The organism is Cellvibrio chitinivorans (assembly GCF_035117775.1).
Classification (GTDB): Bacteria; Pseudomonadota; Gammaproteobacteria; order Pseudomonadales; family Cellvibrionaceae; genus Cellvibrio; species Cellvibrio chitinivorans.
In genome coordinates, this window is the sequence record NZ_JAYKKN010000002.1 from 171030 (window position 1) to 188992 (window position 17963).

The window sequence follows — 17963 nt, forward strand, 5'->3', positions numbered from 1 at the left end:
TCGCGCGCTGACATTATTTTTTCTGCAAAATAACGCCGCACTCGACATGGTGTGTGTAGGGGAACTGATCAAAAAGCGCAAAGGCTTTGATCTGATGTGTTTGGGTGATGGTTCTTAAGTTTTCTCGCAATGTATCTGGATTGCAGGAAATGTACAGGATGTTATCGAATCGCTGGGTGATGCTGGTGGTGTGTGGATCAAGACCTGCGCGTGGTGGATCGACAAAAATGGTAGAGAATTGATAATCAGCCAAATTTACATGGCGCAAACGATTAAATTCGCGCACACCATCCATCGCCTGTGAAAATTCTTCACTCGACATGCGCGCAATTTGGATATTACTTATCTGATTCGCGGCAATATTAAATTGTGCTGATTCTACAGAGGTTTTGGATACTTCTGTAGCCAAGACTTTGTCAAAATTCTGCGAGAGCGGTAGCGTAAAATTGCCATTTCCACAGTAAAGCTCCAGCAAATCTCCGTTAAGTCCTTTGCTGTTTTCGACTGCCCAGCTCAGCATGGCTTCACAAATGTTGGCATTAGGTTGGGTAAAGCTGGCTTCAACTTGCTGATAGCTGTATTCACGCCCTGCAACAGTTAAGCGCTCAATAACATGATCGCGCTCAACTAACAAACGCTGCTTGCGGCTGCGGCCAATTATATCGATATTCAATTCTGCTTTGAGCTGTTTGGCTTTTGCAACCCAGGTTTCATCGAGCGGTTTGTGGTAAATCAGCGTCACCAGAGCTTCACCATTTTGTGTAGTTAAAAATTCAACTTGGTAGAGTTTGCGACGCAAGAGTTCATCAGTGTTAATCGCTTGCAGCACAGAAGGCATGAGTCGGTTCATTAATGCGGAACCAACTGGAAAATCGTGGATAGGATAGGGGCGTTTGAATTCGTCCTGAGTAAACATGACGTATTCAGTGCGATCTTGCTGATGCCAGACACGAAATTCCGCGCGCATGCGGTAATGCTTTTCCGGTGAGCTGAACACACGAATGTCTGGCAATGAAAATTCGGCAAAATCCTGCTGTATTCTGGCGAGTTTTTCGGCAAGTTGGTGTTGGTAGGCAGCAGTGGAAAAATCGGTAGGCGTCATACAAATAGCTCAGTAAGTAAATAGCAAGCCGCAGCATGCTGCGGCTTGAAATCAGCCATTATAACTTCTTCGTCTCGCATTTGCCCCATTCACAGCTAATGACATCTACTGCGCTTGCGCCACAAAAGTTGGAATAAACTTCATTAGGCCAGTTATTAATGATGCTTAGCGTGTGGGCATCCGGGCATTCTGTTTCATGTGCTTTGGCAATATTAAAATAGCTTGCCCCTTGAGGCGTGTTATGGAGCCCGCCTGCAAGTTGAGGTGCATCACTAATGCTCAAATCCAGTGGTGTATGTGCCAGGAGCGCAGTCTGGTATGGGGCAATTAATGGATCTTTTGCCAAGCAGAGGTTGGTGCTGTTGATTTGGCCTAAGCGGAATTGACAGGTTTTTTGTTGGTTTGCAGGGCTGCGTTGCGTTAGCGATAGCTCTTTAATCGCTCGTGCACGTGCATCAACTGCTAATTGAATCGCTTCAGGGGAAAGGGTTTTTCCATCGTAGTTAAACGTGATCTCAGCTTGTTGCTGACTGTAATAGCTATCTGCTGCAGCGACGAGGGTTGAGTTTTCATTGAGCCAGCTTTGCTGTACATCAATTGCATCCAGTTCTGTATCTCCTCCCAGTGCGATGCAAGAGGAAAATAGTGTCGAGAAATAAACAGTTTCGCTAAGCGTGTGATTGGCAGCCTTGGTTAGGCTAGTGGTATCAGGGGTTGCGACGGGTTGATTTGCACAGCCTTGAATTAACATGCTGGCGAGAACAATAGCTGAAATGTTTTTGTTATTAATCATCGTGATCTCGGTACGTAATTGGTTTTTTTGATTACAGCAATGGCAAACGAATAATAAAACAGCTGCCTTTGCCGGGTGTACTTTTCACGTCGATCGTTCCCTGATGGCGCTCAGTGATAATGAAATAGGAAACAGATAATCCCAAACCGGTTCCCGAGCCCAGATCTTTGGTTGTAAAAAACGGCTCAAAGATATGTTGGCGAACAGTATCTGTCATACCTGGGCCATTGTCCTGAACCTCGATCACAAGATGCTGGTTTTGTGCGTAACTCCGAATCCAAATAGTGGGCTGGTCAGTGGTGTAATTGGCCAGTGCTTGTTTTGCATTGCGCAAAAGATTAAGTAAAACCTGTTGTAACTCAGGGGGGGATGCATGCAAAGAAGGGAGTGGTGTAGTGAAGTTAGTGATGATTTGCGGTTCTATAACCTGCTGGGATTTGGGCGAACTGCTGTGGCTAAGTGCGATGGTTTGCTGAATAAGATGTTGTATGTCAACCAAGCTGGTTTTGCGTTGCGAGTTGTGCGAAAACTCCAGCATGTTGCGTACAATGGTTGCTGAGCGCTCGCCTGCTTCACGAATGGAGTCGAGCATTTGCGGGATTTCGCGTGCATCTAAATAAGAAGTAACTTTTTCAAAGTCGATGTTTAATTCGTTTGCCCGCGTTTGATTGGTTGCAAAATTCGCATCTGTTCTGCGCGTAATATTTTGCACGTTTTGCAAAATAACACTGAGCGGATTATTTATTTCGTGCGCAATACCAGCAGCTACCTCTCCCAATGAATACATTTTTTCATTCTGAATCATCAGGTTTTCAATGGTTACTTTAAACGTGACATCGTCAACCCTAATCACTGCACCTTGCTGCGTGCTAGAAATTAACGGGTAGATCGTAATTTCAAAGTAACGTTTTTGCTCTTCTTCATCGCTTTGTGAATGCTGTGTAGAAAAGGGTTCGCCACTGCGAATTGTATTTTTTATTGTGTCGATGGTGGCAGGGAAGCAGGGTAGGAGGTCAGTAATTTTTCGGTTGAGTGCTTCATTTGAGAAAATTTCAAACGTATTTTCAGCGGCAGCATTCCAGTGTGTAACTTCTCCGTTTGCGGTCACGCCGATAATGATGGACGGCATTGAGTTGATCATGCTTTGCAGGTAAAGCTTGGTCTCGCGTAATTGGCGTCCGGTCTGTTCGTGGCGAGCGACCTCATCAACCAATAAGTTGTTAGTGGTGTGAAGACTCTCGGTTCGCTCAAGAATTTTTGCTTCCAGTTCTTTTTGTGATTCTTTCAAAGCCTTACGTGCACGTTTATTGCTCAATCGGCTGCGCTGTAAGCCAAGAATCAAAAGTGTTTGCAATATCAACAGTATGACAATAATGACCATCCAGGGGCTGGATTCATTGTGTGATAAACCGGTGATGAGAGGATCTACATTCATAAGAGAAAAAATATTGAAGTGGTTTAGCGTAATTTACTCTTTGCATTTGAATATATCGACTTTAATGCATGCTTATCTGCTCTATTAAATTGCTGGGCTGACAGTTGATTGTTTTTCGAATCTTTTGTTGTGCTTGTAGGCAGATCTGGCTGTGCTTTAGGCAGATATCAAAAAGCTTAAAGTTTTTTATAAAAAAGGTTTGACACTCAAGCTGAATTCGATAGAATGCGCACCTCTCAACGAGGGGCGGTTAGCTCAGTTGGTAGAGCAATGCCCTTACAAGGCATGGGTCACAAGTTCGAGTCTTGTACCGCCCACCACATTTTGCGCCTTCATGAACAAAGGCATTAAAGCAAAAATAGAGAAATGCGGACCGGTAGTTCAGTCGGTTAGAATGCCGGCCTGTCACGCCGGAGGTCGCGGGTTCGAGCCCCGTCCGGTCCGCCACTATTCAAGAAGCCCGCACTTGTTGCGGGTTTTTTATTACCTGCAATTTTCTCTCCTGTAGTTTTATATCTATCTCTGCTTTCCTCGCTTTTGGTTATTAGCGAAAGGGGTGTCCATACATAATACTGTCATCTACCATTGATAATGTACCTTTCAAGGCGTAAAGCCTATTGAGGCTGCAAGTCACTGGTCGTGATTGCGGGTTATTAAATCGGAACGTGCGCTTTCCTAGAAATCTGTCTTACAAGGAGTAATAACTGATGCAAGACTACATAGAGGATCTGTTGGATATTCAGTACGATGACATTGATGATGAGGTCGCTGAGGATTATTCAGACATCTAACCCGAGCTGCTGCAGCGCTTTGCTGCAAGGCTCGCGGTAACTCTCCCTTCTAGTTTGTTCTCTATTTTTCCCTTCCCTCATAACTGTTTTCCTGATTCTTCTGCTTTTCTATAGCGAGTTGTTTTTGATGTCATCATTGCTAATGATGAGTTGTGCTTGGATCGCTGAAAATTCTGTTAAAAACTCCTGAATGCGCGCTGTTTTTCACGTTTTAGTGGCGGCTGATTTCTTATACTGCGACTACTCTCCCGTCTGTTTTGAGACTATTCCTATGCCCCATTTCCCCTCTGAGCAGCTTGAAGCGGTGTTTTTGTTTCAGGACGGGCAGATTTCTCGTGAGCTGCTTTATCCTGAGTTTGAGGCTATTTTGGATGGTTTCATTCCGATGCCTGACTTTGCAAATGCACCAGCTAAAGCAGCTTATGTGCAAATCGATTCTTCTCTGTGCGTAACTGGGGTGGTGTTCTTTTTGTTGGGTTTCGACGGTGCGGGCATGGTTGACCGACGTTGGAATGTTCCTTTGCGCCAATTGATCGAATCTTCTAGTACTGGCCCGGATATGGGAGCCGGGGCAATTCGCTTGGCGTGTTATAGCCAATGCCCGATTGCCTGGCATCAAAAAAATCTCTGGGACCCTTCAATGAAGCGCGGCAGCAATAGTTTTGTGGCTATGCGCAAAGCAGTAAAGGCAAATCGCTTGGGGCTTATTTTCAGATCCCCTGCGCAGCAAGAAGCATCTGAGCCACCGTTATTGGCTGTCCCGACAGTAGAGGAAATCGCGCGTGAGCAGTTGGAGTTAGAGCAAAAACTACACGAGCACTACACCCAAGAATTGCGCGACAAAATGGCGTTATTGGTCAAAGAGCAGCGGCTTCGTATCGCCACCATTATGAATCAGCATCAGGCCAAACTGCATGCGATGCAGCAAGAGCATCAGCAGCGGCTGCTGGCATATCAACAAAAACATCAGCAAGTTGAGCTGCAAAATAAAGAATTGAACGAGCGCAATCAAAACCTGAAAGAATCTCTTGATGTGCAAGCCACAAAAATTGAAGGTATGCGTGAGTATTTTGCGCATAAGCTTAAGGCTGCGCAGCAGGATGAATCGAGTCAGTTACAGGTTATGCAAGAGAATTTTGAACTGGAATTGGATGCAAAAATTCGTGCTGCTACCGCTGAGTTGCGCGAAATGCTCGATATGCGCGAAGTAGAGCTTTTCTATCGCCATCAAAATGAAAGCGCACTGAAGGATGAAATTGTTAATCTCAAACGCGACAATCAGCAGCTGCTTAAAAATAGTGGTGATCAACTGCTGGGGCGCTTAACCAAGGCTGGCGTTAATATGGTTGTTTTCCTGCCGGGTATGGGTGAGGTCGCAATTGCGTTGGATGATATTGGTCGTTATCTCGAAGATCCCCAAGCCTATGCTGCAGATAAAGTTGGCGTAACGGAAAGCATCTATAGTGCCTGGTTGGATCATCATCAAACACCTTGCTGTGTTGAAGTTGATGCGCGCGGCCATGTCTGTGGAAAAAGCATACCGGTGATTGAAAGTCCGTTAGAATTTCATCTGGGTGAGAGCGACCGTTGTACCCAGCATCAAGCGGTTGCCTATGCATTAGTTGCGGAGCGGCGTTAAAGAGTTGATGTATGTCATTGCTAGCTAATTTTTTGGATGAAGATTTATTGCGTGTGGCCAGCAATGTTCAGATCGAACAGGTGAAAAATAAGCGATTAATGGCAGCGGGTGTAGAGCTTTTTGTACGTAGGGATGATGCAATTGACCCCGAAATTTCAGGCAATAAATTTTACAAGTTGTTTTTTAATCTGCGTGCAGCTCGCGAACAGGGGTTCGATCATCTGTTAAGTTTTGGTGGTGCATACTCCAATCATTTGCATGCGCTGGCAGCAGCAGGTCATCGATACGGATTTCATACAACCGGCGTGATTCGCGGCGAGCGGCCTGCGCGATTAAGTGCAACACTTGAGCAGGCGGAAGCTTGGGGGATGAGGTTGGTTTTTGTTAGTCGGGATGATTATCGGAACAAAACGCAGCCTCAATTCATCGATAATTTGAAAGCTCGATTGGGTAAGTTTTATCTTGTTCCTGAAGGTGGCGCTAATCTGGCTGGCGCGCGGGGAGTGCAAGTGCTGGGGCAGGCATTAGAACAGCAATTAAACGGTGACTATACTGCTGTATGTATGGCCTGTGGAACGGGTACCAGTCTGGCGGGGTTGGCATCGGGAATTGATGTGACAAAACCTGCGCTGGGATTTTCGGTCTTAAAGGGTGAGGGTGCTTTGGGGGCAGATATTGCTGCTTGTTACCGTCAGCTTCAGGGGCAGAAACAAGGCGCTAATTGGCGTTTGATTTCAGGCTTTCATGCAGGTGGTTACGGTAAAAAGCACCCGGAATACCTTGCAAGATTTTGGCAAGTATTTGAGCAGGAAACAGGTATTTTGCTTGATCCTGTTTATACCCTGAAAATGTTTTGGGGGATTGATTGTCTTGTACAACAAGGGTACTGGCCGCGTGGTTCGCGTATCGTTGCGATTCATTCCGGTGGGTTACAAGGACGAAGCGGGTTTAACTGCCCATAATAATTTTAAAGTTGACGTTTTTGTCAAAAGTCCGTTTTCATCTTGAAGGATGTTGTTATGCACGTTCAACAAACTGCATCGCCTGTGGCTCCAGAAAATATTCCATCCGCTGAATTCGATCTGAATTTAACGCGCACGCTAGTGCCTTTAAAAGATATGAGTGAGAGCCATTTATTATCATTGCTGGATAATGCAGTGGTGGAGGCTGTTTGTGCTGGCCAAACATTATTCGCAGCAGGAAGTTACGATGCACAGCATGTATATCTGTTGCATGGTGATGTGTCTTTAATAGTTGAAGATGGCAGCCGTACTCAAATTAAAGGGCGCGCTACTTTATTGCCGATTGCTCACCAGCAGCCACGCCAATATACAGCGGTTGCAGAAACTGATTGCAGCGTATTGCGTATTGATAGTGAGCGATTAGATAAGCTGCTGACCTGGAGCCAAGTAGCGGATTATTTACAATTGATGATTTCGCGTGAGCGTGACCTTGATGAAGATGTTGATTGGATGATGGTCGTTCTGAAATCCAATTTGTTTTTTAAAGTGCCGCCATTAAATGTTGAGGATATTTTTTCACGCCTTACGCCCCAGGTTGTTTACGCAGGTGATGTGATCATCCGTCAGGGCGAAATGGGCGATCAATGTTATTTCATCAAAGAGGGTGAGGCCGATGTTACTCGGCATAGCGATAACAAACGTCAGCATCTCGCTACTATTGGAGTTGGTCGCTGTTTTGGTGAAGATGCATTGGTAAATGAAACTGTACGCAACGCAACGGTAATGATGCGTACCGATGGCGTGCTGATGCGCTTGGAGAAGCAGGATTTTTACAGATTATTAAAAGAGCCTGTAGTGGCGACGCTTCCATTACATGAGTTGAACAACAATATTGCCAATGATGTTGTTGCGGTAGATGCGCGTAGCGATGAAGAATATTCGGTTGCGCATTTGCCAAAAGCCGTCAATATACCGCTGAATATCCTCGCTATTAAATCTCGCTTACTCAACAAGGAAAAATTATATATTTTCTATTGTGATACTGGACGCCGTAGCCGCGCTGCCGCACATTTATTGGCGTTGCACGGTTACAAAACGCTGGCGCTGGATAATTGTGCGCAATTGTTTACCAATGCAGGCGTGCAACAATTTATAACTGATACGCAAAACTATGTTCTGCGCGATGGGGTGTCTGTATCAGGGCATAACTAAGGTTTGTCTGGCCAGTTGTCAGGTACAACGAATCCGCGCCATACTTCTAGCCAAAGTTGATTATTAGATTCTGCTTTTTTCTGGGCCGCTAGCAATAGCGGCCTTTTTATTTGTCCTACGTGTTTTTGTAAGTGGTGTATTAAGTTCTCGCTGGAAAATAACTCGCAAGCATTTTTTGTTTGAGTGGGCGATAGCCAATGCTGCCGCTCAACAATAATCCATTGCATATCTTTTGTTTCATCTAAAAAATGCAGAAAATTTTGTAGATGCCACCAGTAACCTGATCCGTGATTTTTGTTGCTGAAGGTGGGACGGTATTGAGTTGCGATGGGGGAAAAAAGGTAGCCTTGTACACACAAGCCGGTTTTCCATTCTTTTACGTCTGGATATAAAGCGTGCAATTGCGCTCGGGCTTCTGGTGTTTTGTGCAGTGGTAATTGATGTTGGAGTAAACGCGAGAGTTTTAAGTCCAGCCTGTCTTCACTATTGGGGCCAATCCAGTGATGCCATTCTTTTGCATCGTTTTCATTTCTAGCATCGCATAAATAAAATTTCACGGCAGTTTCGATATGCCAGTATTCATCGCCCCTGCGACATAAAAAATCAAATGCGCCAAGTGTGATTCCATCGCGTTGAACTTGCAGATTGTGTTGGAGCAACTCCCAATCGGGATGATGGGAAAAATAAAATCGCCAGAGTGCTTCGTAATAAATGCCTAGCCGAGTGCTTTTAAGGGAGGCTATCTCTTCATTGAGTGCATCAGGTTGTTGATCGATATCCATTAACCAAGGCCAGAGTTTGTCGCGATCAATAGGTAAATTGATCGCGTCTGACTCCGGCAGCTCTTGCATTAGTTGTGCGCTAAAACAGCACCATGCCAGGTCGCGCACAACTTGATGCTGTAGTTCATGCAAGGGCGGAATAAATGGGGGTTGAGTCGTATTTGGCATAAATGCGAGCCTTGGCTGATCTGCAGGCTATAATAGCCTAGATGCTGTGTTCACTATTTACCCATTTCTTAAACCGTTCACTCTGTGAAATCTTATGACTCATTTTTCAACCATCGGTCTGATTGGCCATCTCAATAACGAGCGTGCGGTTTATTCCATCAAGCGATTAATTCGCTTTTTGCAACAGCGCAAAAAAGCCTTTGTGCTGGAGGCTGAGACAGCGGCGCTAATTACCGATTCAAGTTTGGTATCAACTGCGCAGCAGGTCATGGATATGGAGTCCCTCGGCCAAGTGTGCGATTTGGTTATTGTCGTTGGTGGGGATGGTAGCTTATTGCGCGGCGCTCGTGCGCTGGCCAAATACGGTATTCCGCTCTTGGGTGTCAATCGTGGCCGCTTAGGGTTCTTGACCGATATCACCCCCGATGACATCGAAAACAAGGTGGAAGAGGTTTTATCCGGTCAATTTAAATCCGAGCGTCGTTTCTTGCTGGATATGGAAGTTAGGCGTCAGGGGCAAGTGATTGCTACGGCAGATGCTCTGAATGATGTGGTTCTGCACCCCGGTCAGTTCATTCATATGTTGCAGTTTGAAATCTCGGTCGATGGCGCTTTTGTCACCAGTCAACGTTCCGATGGAGTGATTGTATCTACGCCAACGGGATCTACCGCCTATTCACTCAGTGGTGGTGGGCCGATTTTGCATCCAACACTCGATGCCATAGTCGTGGTGCCCATGAACCCGCATACGCTAAGTAGCCGGCCAATTGTGGTTGCCGGAGATAGTGCGATTAGCATTATTGTGGGTGAACATAATCGCGCTGAACCTATGGTGACTTGTGATGGGCACTCTCATGTGGATGTGCAAACTGGAGATGAGATTCGTATTCGCAAAAAACCAGAGCGACTCGAATTGTTGCATCCGCTGGATTACAACTTCTATGAACGTTGTCGCTCCAAGCTCGGTTGGGGCGGCCACTTGTTAAAGGAAGAAAAGGAATAGCATGACGAGCGCATCGCCATACGCCAAGCGCTCACTGCCCGTAATGGGAGAGGTGAGTGGCTATGACCTGATTGGCGATGTGCACGGTTGTGCGCAAACGCTTGAGCGTTTGCTGGATTTACTTGGCTATAAAAAAATCGCGGGTGTGTACCGCAACCCCGGTCGGCAAGCGATATTTTTGGGGGATATTGTCGATCGCGGCCCGCGTGTTCGTGAGGCTCTGCATATTGTGCGCGACATGGTGGAGGAGGGCAGTGCCCAGATGATTTTGGGGAATCATGAACTCAACGCGATCACCTATTCCACACCTTCACCAATCGCTGGCGAGTATTTGCGTGCTCACAGCCCGGCTAATATGCGGCAGGTGGCTGAAACTCTGGAACAATTTGCTAATCATACTCAGGAGTGGCAATCCTTCTTGCGCTGGTTTGTTGAATTGCCGCTGTTTTTGGAGATTCAGCATCCGCAAACCCAGCAGATATTTCGTGCTGTGCACGCCTGTTGGGATCAAAAGCTGATTGATCAACATTGCATCACCTATGGTGATGGACATATTGATTGGAAATTTATTCTGAAATCGGTGCAAAAAGGCAGTTTGGAAGCGCGTACCAAGCAACGGCTTACCGGCGGTGTCGATCTGCCTTTGCCAGACGGCGAGACTATGGTTTCTGCAGATGGTTACGTGCGCCGTGCATTTCGCACCAAATTTTGGGGGCATGCTGCACAAACTTACGGGCAATTATTGTTTCAGCCCGATCCTATTCCTGAGCATGTCGCTAACGCCGAAATTTCAGCTGAGCATCGCGCGCAAATGGTGTTTTATGATGCAGCGCAACCGCCATTATTTATCGGACATTACTGGTTGAAAGGGCATCCACAGCCGCTTGCGCCGAATTTAGCGTGTCTCGATTACAGCGCGGTTAAATACGGTCGATTAGTGGCATACCGAATGGATGGTGAGGCACAATTGCAGCCTGAAAAATTCGTTTGGGTTTACGTTGACCCTTAATTTTTTTACTCACTTTGTTATTGGATGCGTTCATTGGACTGGATTACTGTAAGACATTTTCCGCTTGATCAGGATTTAAGTGTATTAAGTGGATATCTGCGCGAGAGAGGTTTGCATCATCGAATCTCGGAAGAAAATGGTCAGCAGTGTTTGGCTGTGTTGGATAAAAATGTGGTGCCTGAATTACAGGCGTTTCTTGATCAATACATTAGCGGACAAGTGAAAATATCTGCTGAGCCCATTAGCAATCCGATCAAATCTCCAAACACTATGCCGAATCTTTGGTTGCAAGCGCAGCGAGTCCCTGTAGTGGTAGCGCTGATTGCCTTGAGCTTTCTCGGTGCTATTTTGGTCGAGACGCGCTGGGGTAATGCGTGGGTGCATTATTTTACGTTTCAGGATTTTGTCGGTGCGCACTTTATTCCACTTGGTGATTCCTTAGCGCGCGGTGAGTTTTGGCGCTTGCTTACGCCGGTTTTTTTGCACTTCGGAATTTTTCATGTTCTGTTCAATAGTTTGTGGATGTGGGATTTAGGCCGCCGTTTGGAAGTGTTGCTTGGTCATTGGCATTTTTTAGTGTTTTTTATCATCACAGGCGTGGCTGCCAACGGTGCTGAGTTTGTGTGGAGTGGTCACGCCAATTTTGGTGGCATGTCCGGTGTGGTTTATGCGTTGGTTGGGTTTATCGCCGTGCGCCAACGCTTGGCGCCTCATCCGTTGGTTGCTGTTCCGGGCGCATTAATTGGTTTTATGTTGTTTTGGTTGGTCTTGTGCATGAGCGGGGTGGTGGATTATTTCATCGCCGGTTCTGTGGCTAATGCCGCGCACTTGGGTGGTTTGATTGCAGGTGTTTTGTATGCCTTATTTACCAAGCATCTGTATGCGCGTGATGCGCGTTAATTATTTCTAGAAATATTTTTCGGAATTTTTTATGGATTTACAAAAATTACTTTCCAGCCTGACGCCGGAAATTTATCAAAACTTGAAACGTGCGGTAGAGCTGGGGAAATGGCCGGATGGCAATCGTTTGTCCGCTGAGCAACGTCAATTGTGTATGCAGGCAGTTATCGCCTATGAGCACAAAAATTTACCGCCTGAGCAGCATTCAGGTTATATCCCGCCTGAACCTCACACTTTTTGTGGCGATGATGATCACGAGCACGATCATGAGCCGCAAGATAAGCCGATCAAGTGGGTTGAATAAATTTAAGGATTTGCTATGACTGCAGTTGAACAATCACTTCCAGCAAAAGAAACGCAACCGAAAACAATCTATCTGAAAGATTATCAGGCTCCCGGTTACCTCATCAAAACTACCGATTTACGTTTTGAAATTTATGATGGCGAAACCATTGTCAGTGCTATGTTGCATTTGCATCGCAACCCTGCAGCGAAAGTGCCTGCAACCCAGCTGTCATTACATGGCGCTGATCTGGAATTGATTTCAATTGCATTGGACGAAAAAATCCTTGCCGCTGGCGATTACGAATTTGGCGATGAATGCATCACCATTTTTAATACACCTGAAGAATTCAAACTTTTAACCATCACTAAAATTAAACCTGAAGCAAATACTTCTCTGGAAGGTTTGTACCGTTCGCGCACTATGTATTGCACCCAGTGCGAGGCGGAAGGCTTTCGTAAAATCACCTATTACCTTGATCGCCCCGATGTGATGAGCGAGTTCACTACAACCGTCGTTGCCGATAAAAAATACCCGGTACTTTTGTCCAACGGTAATTTGATCGATCAAGGTGAAGCGGAAAACAATCGCCACTATGCGACTTGGCATGACCCGTTCAAAAAACCAGCCTATTTGTTTGCGCTGGTTGCTGGTGATTTGGCTCATATTGAAGACAAGTTTACTACCTGTTCTGGTCGCGATGTAACGTTGAAAATCTTCGTAGAGCCTAAGGATTTGGACAAGTGCGATCATGCAATGATCTCGCTGAAAAATTCCATGCGCTGGGATGAGGAGGTCTATGGGCGCGAATATGATCTGAATATTTTTATGATCGTCGCGGTCGATGATTTCAATATGGGAGCAATGGAAAACAAAGGCTTGAATATTTTTAATACATCCTGCGTGCTCGCCAAGCCAGAAACTACAACGGATGCTGGTTTCCAGCGTGTTGAAGGTGTAGTGGCGCACGAGTATTTTCACAATTGGAGCGGCAACCGCGTCACCTGTCGCGATTGGTTTCAGCTGAGCTTGAAAGAAGGCTTTACGGTTTATCGCGACTCGGAATTTTCAGCCGATATGGGCTCGCCTACCGTAAAACGGGTTGAAGATGTAGCCCTGTTGCGCACTATGCAATTTGCAGAGGATGCAGGCCCTATGGCGCATCCGATTCGCCCTGAGTCCTACATCGAAATATCCAACTTCTACACCATGACGATTTATGAAAAAGGTGCAGAAATTATTCGCATGTTGGCAACTTTGCTTGGGCCAGAGAATTTCCGCAAAGGAACCGATTTGTATTTTGATCGTCACGATGGGCAGGCAGTAACGACTGAGGATTTTGTGGCGGCACTGGCTGATGCTTCCGGACGTGACCTGACACAATTTAAGCATTGGTATTCGCAAGCAGGCACTCCACGCCTGCAGGTGAGCGATCATTACGATGAAGATGCGCAAGAGTATTCACTAACAATCAAGCAATCCTGCCCTCCGACGCCAGAATGTCAGAATAAAAAACCGTTTCATATTCCTATCGCTATAGGCTTATTGGGTAGTGCAGGTGATTTGCCGCTGTATTTAAAAGATGCTGAACCTGATTTTGAAACGGGCGATAACACACACATGGTGTTGGAGTTAACGGCTGCGGAACAAACCTTTGTATTTCAGCGTGTTCAGGAAAAACCTGTACCGAGTTTATTGCGTGGTTTTTCTGCGCCCGTGAAATTGCATTACAGTTACAGCCGTCAGGATTTGATTACCTTGATGAGCCGCGACAGCGATGGATTTAATCGTTGGGAAGCAAGTCAGCAGCTTGGTCTGGAGATAATTAATCATGCAGTGACGATTTATCAACGCGGTGAAGATTTAAGTGGCGTATCGCTTGATGAAGACCTGATTAACGCTTATCGCAGTATCTTGCAAGATGACAGTCTCGATAAAGCGATGGTTGCCTACATGTTGAGTTTGCCTTCAGAGGCGTATCTGAGTGAGCTTGCTGATGTGGTTGACGTAGAGGCGATTCATCATGGCCGAGTGGCTGTGCGCAAAGTGCTGGCAAGGGAGCTGCGCGATGAGTTTAAACGTATTTATGATGCTTATGATCATCAACAAGTTTATGCAGCAACAGCTGATGCCATCGCGGCGAGAAGTTTAAAAAACGTTGCGCTTAGCTATTTGGTGTTGTTAGGTGAAGATGAATTTATCCGCGCCTGTGAACAACAATACCGAACCGCGAATAATATGACCGATGTAATGAGTGCATTAACGCAATTGGTGAATGCAAGTTCATCGCTTGCGCAAACACTGGTTGCATCAGCTCTCGCTGATTTTTATCAGCGTTGGCAGCATGAATCACTGGTTGTTAATCAGTGGTTAACTGTGCAAGCAACCTGTTCTCTGCCGAATGCATTAGAAAAAGTTAAAGCCCTGCAGCAGCATCCTGCTTATGATGGAAAAAATCCCAACAAAATACGCGCATTAATTTCCAGTTTCTGTAATGGCAATGCAATTAATTTCCATGCAAATGCAGGGGAGGGCTATAAGTTTTTGGCGGATCAAATTATTTTACTAAATGCACAAAACCCACAAATTGCATCACGACTGATAACTCCTCTAACTAAATGGAAAAAGTATAGCCAAGAGCGTCAGTTATTAATGAAGGCCCAGTTAGAGCGGATTATGGCTGTGCCTGAGTTATCAAAAGATGTATATGAGGTGGTCAGTAAAAGTTTGATATAGCAATTTCTGAGGGAAATGGGCAGGTTTAACCTCGGGCTGTTTAAATAAAAAAGATGAAGAATAAAAGCGGGTGTCACGCAAGTGATGCCCGCTTTTTTTTGCTTGTGTCTGGCATGAATGTTGAAGAGATAGAAGTACAGTGGTGCGTAGATAAAAAAATCAGGCTGTTATGCACGAAATTATCACTTTGCTTAAGTATAAAAAAGTTATTTGCACTTAACTTGTGCATATCTTTTGCTATGAATTTTTTTGACGCTGCTGGAGGTTTTGAAATGGTGCGTTTTTTGGGGCAGGCTGTTGCCTCAGTCAAACCATGGATTTTATTAGCTGCGATTTTTACTAATTTATTGTTAGTTGCACTAGCGATTGTGCTTGAAATGACTAGTTTTTGGTTATTGATACCTATTTCAATGGTTATTGTGTTAATGCTGGGAGTGGTTGGAGGTGTAACGCGGGATATGGAGGGTATTGAATATTATCTTGCTGCTGTTGATAAAAATGTAACGGTTGATTGGAATCAATGGGTTTCAGGTCCTTTGAATGGTTTGCATAACACGTTTATCGATGTTTTCAAGAATCGGCAGAGGCGCAATGCGGAATATAGAGATGCCGTGAAAGAAATGGGGTACTCATCATTTGAATTGGCGGCTAACGCAAAAGAAGTTTCTAAAAGTGCTGCGTATCAATCCAATGCAACTACCTCTAGTGCAGCTGCGATTACCGAAATTAGTCATAGTATTGATGATATCAGTGGTCGGATTACTGGCGCCCGTGATGCAGCGACTAAAGCGTGTGACTATAGTAAACAAGGTGGTGTCGCGCTGGCGGGTGCTATTCGCGAGGTCAATGATGTAGCTCTGTTAGCAAGCGAAACTGAAGACCGTATTGGCCAACTTCACGGGTTAATGCATAAAGTGACAGCAATGTCGCAAGTGATTAGTGATATTGCTGGTCAAACCAATCTGTTGGCATTGAACGCGGCGATTGAAGCAGCTCGGGCCGGAGAGTCTGGTCGCGGCTTTGCGGTTGTCGCTGATGAAGTTCGTGCGTTGGCCGTTCGTAGTCAAGGGTCTGCCAGTGAAATCAGTTCCAATATTACCCACGTACAGGCCAGTATGCAGCAGGTGCTGGTTAGCATGGCTAAGGTTGTGGAAAAAACTCATAAATCATTGCAAGGCGTAGCCAGTGCAGATGAATCCTTAACAGCAATATTAACAACCACAGATGATGTATTTATATTGATCGACGAAATTGCTGTCGCGGCAGGACAGCAAAGTGTTGCGGCTCGCGAAATATCAAAACATATAGAAACAGTTGCTGACCTTGCCAATCAAAATAGTTATCGTGCTGGCCAAGCCGCTGAAATTGCAGAGCACTTGCATAGATTGACTCATCAATCGGAGTAGTTTTATGGAAACTCCTGCTTCACTGTTAGTTACTTTTCTAGTCTTTCCGGTGGTTTTTTTTGCTTTTCTATTAATTTCATTGAGCCATAAAAAACGTCAGGCCAGCCTGCTATTTGTGCAAGGAATTGAATACATCAAATTACTGCGCAGTTTATTAACCTATGTCCAACAACATCGCGGATTAACCACTGGTTTTATTAATGGTAATCACGCTGCTCGAAAAGATATTGAAGCGCTGGATGCAAAAATAAAACGCATTATCGCTGAGCTGGAGGTTGCGGGTAGTTGGATGCGTGACAACGTGAAATGGTCTAGCCTGGTTGATCATTGGAGTCGGTTGGCCGTAATCTATTTACAAGCTGATGCCGATAAAAACTTTAAACAGCACAATGTTTTTATCGTCAATTTATTGTACTTAATTGATGATGTTGCAGATGTGCATCACCTTTCAAAAAATACAAACGATACTGACTGGCGCTATTTGCTATCAATTGCAGAATACATTGGCCAGGCGCGTGCGCTGGGAACTGGTGTTGCTGCAAAAGGAGAATGCTCCAGTGTCTTGCGCATTCAACTTAATCATCTGCGCAATAAAATTGCATCGAGTATTGATGGTTCATGGCCAGATGCATCGCGTGTGGAAATTCAACAGTTATTAAGTTGTATTGAAACGCAACTGGTTATTGAAAAGCCAAGTATTCAAGCGGGGGATTATTTCCAACTAGCGACGCGCTGTATTGATCATGTGTTTGAGAAGTTCGATCACCAGATTGAACGCTTGCAATACCTGGGGGCGGAGGGATAAATCACTTAACGCGACTTTGCTTCTGCATCTCGCGTTTTTGATATCTTTAAAATCCGCAATGTTAATTTGTAAAAGCCATGTTTGAGTGTGTGGTCAATACAGTTGAGTTTGTTCTAACTACTGGAGTTGAACAATGGAGGCTCCTGTTTCATTACTCATGTTTTTATTAATTCTTGCCGTAGGTTTTTTGGTGTTTTGGGCTATTTCACTTGGCCGCAATAAACGCCAAGCGAATCTATTATTTTCTCGGGGGGTCGAACATATAAAACTATTGCGTGGATTGCTGACGTTTTTGCAGCAACACCGCGGATTAACAACAGGGTTTATCAATGGTAACTTCAGTGCAAAGCCAGATATAGAACGTGTCGCGCTCAAAATTAAATGTCTGATTAGTGAGCTCAATGAAATCAGTAATTGGTTGCAGGAAAATGTAAAGTGGCCAAGCTTGATTGATCATTGGGATAGATTGGCCAGTTTTTATTTGGAAGAGGATGCCGATAAAAATTTTAAACAGCACAATATGTTAATCGCCAATTTGTTGTATTTGATCGATGACGTGGCAGATAGTCATCATCTTTCCAAAATGGGCGGTGACTCAATGGATACAGACTGGCGTTATCTGTTATCGATTGCAGAATATATTGGTCAGGCGCGTGCGTTAGGTACTGGGGTTGCGGCTAAAGGGGAGTGTACTAATGTTTTGCGAATTCAGTTAAATCATCTACATAATAAAATTGCATCCAGTGTAGATGCATCATGGCCGGATAAATCGCGCGTAGAAATTCAACAGTTGTTGGGCTGCATTGAAAATAATTTGATGGTAGAAAATCCCAATATTACTGCAAACGATTATTTTTCCTTGGCGACTCGCTGTATCGATCATGTGCTAGAGCAATTTGATCGGCAAATAGATCGCCTGCAGTACTATCGGAATTAA

General features: G+C 45.0%; 15 protein-coding genes and 2 tRNA genes. 13 read left to right on the forward strand and 4 right to left on the reverse strand.

What is annotated here, in order from left to right; translation table 11 throughout:
• Positions 1 to 13: 13 nt before the first annotated feature.
• The 3 genes from trmA to SPL68_RS07390 are packed head-to-tail and all read right to left on the reverse strand — an operon-like array spanning position 14 to position 3330.
• Entirely contained in the window at positions 14 to 1102 is a 1089-nt protein-coding gene (gene trmA / locus SPL68_RS07380; RefSeq protein ID WP_323814458.1) for a tRNA (uridine(54)-C5)-methyltransferase TrmA, read from the reverse strand.
• A 58-nt stretch (positions 1103 to 1160) separates the two neighbouring features.
• Entirely contained in the window at positions 1161 to 1895 is a 735-nt protein-coding gene (locus SPL68_RS07385; protein ID WP_323814459.1) for a hypothetical protein, read from the reverse strand.
• 31 nt (positions 1896 to 1926) lie between these two features.
• Positions 1927 to 3330 carry a two-component system sensor histidine kinase NtrB gene (locus SPL68_RS07390; RefSeq protein ID WP_323814460.1) on the reverse strand — a complete coding sequence of 468 codons (1404 nt, stop codon included), beginning with the start codon at positions 3328 to 3330 and terminating at the stop codon, positions 1927 to 1929.
• A 244-nt stretch (positions 3331 to 3574) separates the two neighbouring features.
• Between SPL68_RS07390 and SPL68_RS07395 the strand changes: the two genes are divergently transcribed.
• From SPL68_RS07395 to SPL68_RS07415, 5 genes are all read left to right on the forward strand, one after another.
• Positions 3575 to 3650: transfer RNA gene (locus SPL68_RS07395), tRNA-Val, on the forward strand.
• A 50-nt stretch (positions 3651 to 3700) separates the two neighbouring features.
• Positions 3701 to 3777 (forward strand) — tRNA-Asp (locus SPL68_RS07400).
• 615 nt (positions 3778 to 4392) lie between these two features.
• Positions 4393 to 5760, forward strand: a complete 1368-nt coding sequence (locus SPL68_RS07405) for a hypothetical protein (protein WP_323814461.1) — start codon at positions 4393 to 4395, stop codon at positions 5758 to 5760.
• Between the two features lie 11 nt (positions 5761 to 5771).
• On the forward strand, positions 5772 to 6722 hold the full coding sequence (locus SPL68_RS07410; RefSeq protein WP_323814462.1) for a 1-aminocyclopropane-1-carboxylate deaminase/D-cysteine desulfhydrase: 951 nt from the start codon (positions 5772 to 5774) through the stop codon (positions 6720 to 6722).
• A 57-nt stretch (positions 6723 to 6779) separates the two neighbouring features.
• A complete protein-coding gene (locus SPL68_RS07415; RefSeq protein WP_323814463.1) occupies positions 6780 to 7934 on the forward strand; it encodes a cyclic nucleotide-binding domain-containing protein in 1155 nt (384 codons plus the stop codon).
• Here the strand turns inward: SPL68_RS07415 and SPL68_RS07420 are convergent.
• Entirely contained in the window at positions 7931 to 8884 is a 954-nt protein-coding gene (locus tag SPL68_RS07420; protein WP_323814464.1) for a DUF1853 family protein, read from the reverse strand. The two genes, SPL68_RS07415 and SPL68_RS07420, sit on opposite strands and share 4 nt — an antisense overlap.
• Before the next feature lie 94 nt (positions 8885 to 8978).
• Here SPL68_RS07420 and SPL68_RS07425 point away from each other — a divergent pair, with 94 nt between their 5' ends.
• The 8 genes from SPL68_RS07425 (at position 8979) to SPL68_RS07460 (ending at position 17963) form a co-directional block, all read left to right on the forward strand.
• Positions 8979 to 9887, forward strand: a complete 909-nt coding sequence (locus SPL68_RS07425) for an NAD(+) kinase (protein WP_323814465.1) — start codon at positions 8979 to 8981, stop codon at positions 9885 to 9887.
• A 1-nt stretch (position 9888) separates the two neighbouring features.
• Positions 9889 to 10896: a metallophosphoesterase gene (locus SPL68_RS07430; protein WP_323814466.1), complete on the forward strand. Its 1008-nt coding sequence runs from the start codon at positions 9889 to 9891 to the stop codon at positions 10894 to 10896.
• Positions 10897 to 10929: 33 nt separating this feature from the next.
• On the forward strand, positions 10930 to 11796 hold the full coding sequence (locus SPL68_RS07435; protein WP_323814467.1) for a rhomboid family intramembrane serine protease: 867 nt from the start codon (positions 10930 to 10932) through the stop codon (positions 11794 to 11796).
• A 31-nt stretch (positions 11797 to 11827) separates the two neighbouring features.
• Positions 11828 to 12100, forward strand: a complete 273-nt coding sequence (locus tag SPL68_RS07440; protein ID WP_323814468.1) for a YeaC family protein — start codon at positions 11828 to 11830, stop codon at positions 12098 to 12100.
• A 15-nt stretch (positions 12101 to 12115) separates the two neighbouring features.
• Positions 12116 to 14815, forward strand: a complete 2700-nt coding sequence (gene pepN / locus SPL68_RS07445; protein ID WP_323814469.1) for an aminopeptidase N — start codon at positions 12116 to 12118, stop codon at positions 14813 to 14815.
• 113 nt (positions 14816 to 14928) lie between these two features.
• Entirely contained in the window at positions 14929 to 16221 is a 1293-nt protein-coding gene (locus SPL68_RS07450) for a methyl-accepting chemotaxis protein (RefSeq protein WP_323814470.1), read from the forward strand.
• A gap of 4 nt (positions 16222 to 16225) precedes the next feature.
• On the forward strand, positions 16226 to 17026 hold the full coding sequence (locus tag SPL68_RS07455; RefSeq protein ID WP_323814471.1) for a nitrate- and nitrite sensing domain-containing protein: 801 nt from the start codon (positions 16226 to 16228) through the stop codon (positions 17024 to 17026).
• A 133-nt stretch (positions 17027 to 17159) separates the two neighbouring features.
• Complete coding sequence (locus SPL68_RS07460; RefSeq protein ID WP_323814472.1) at positions 17160 to 17963, forward strand: nitrate- and nitrite sensing domain-containing protein; 804 nt, start codon at positions 17160 to 17162, stop codon at positions 17961 to 17963.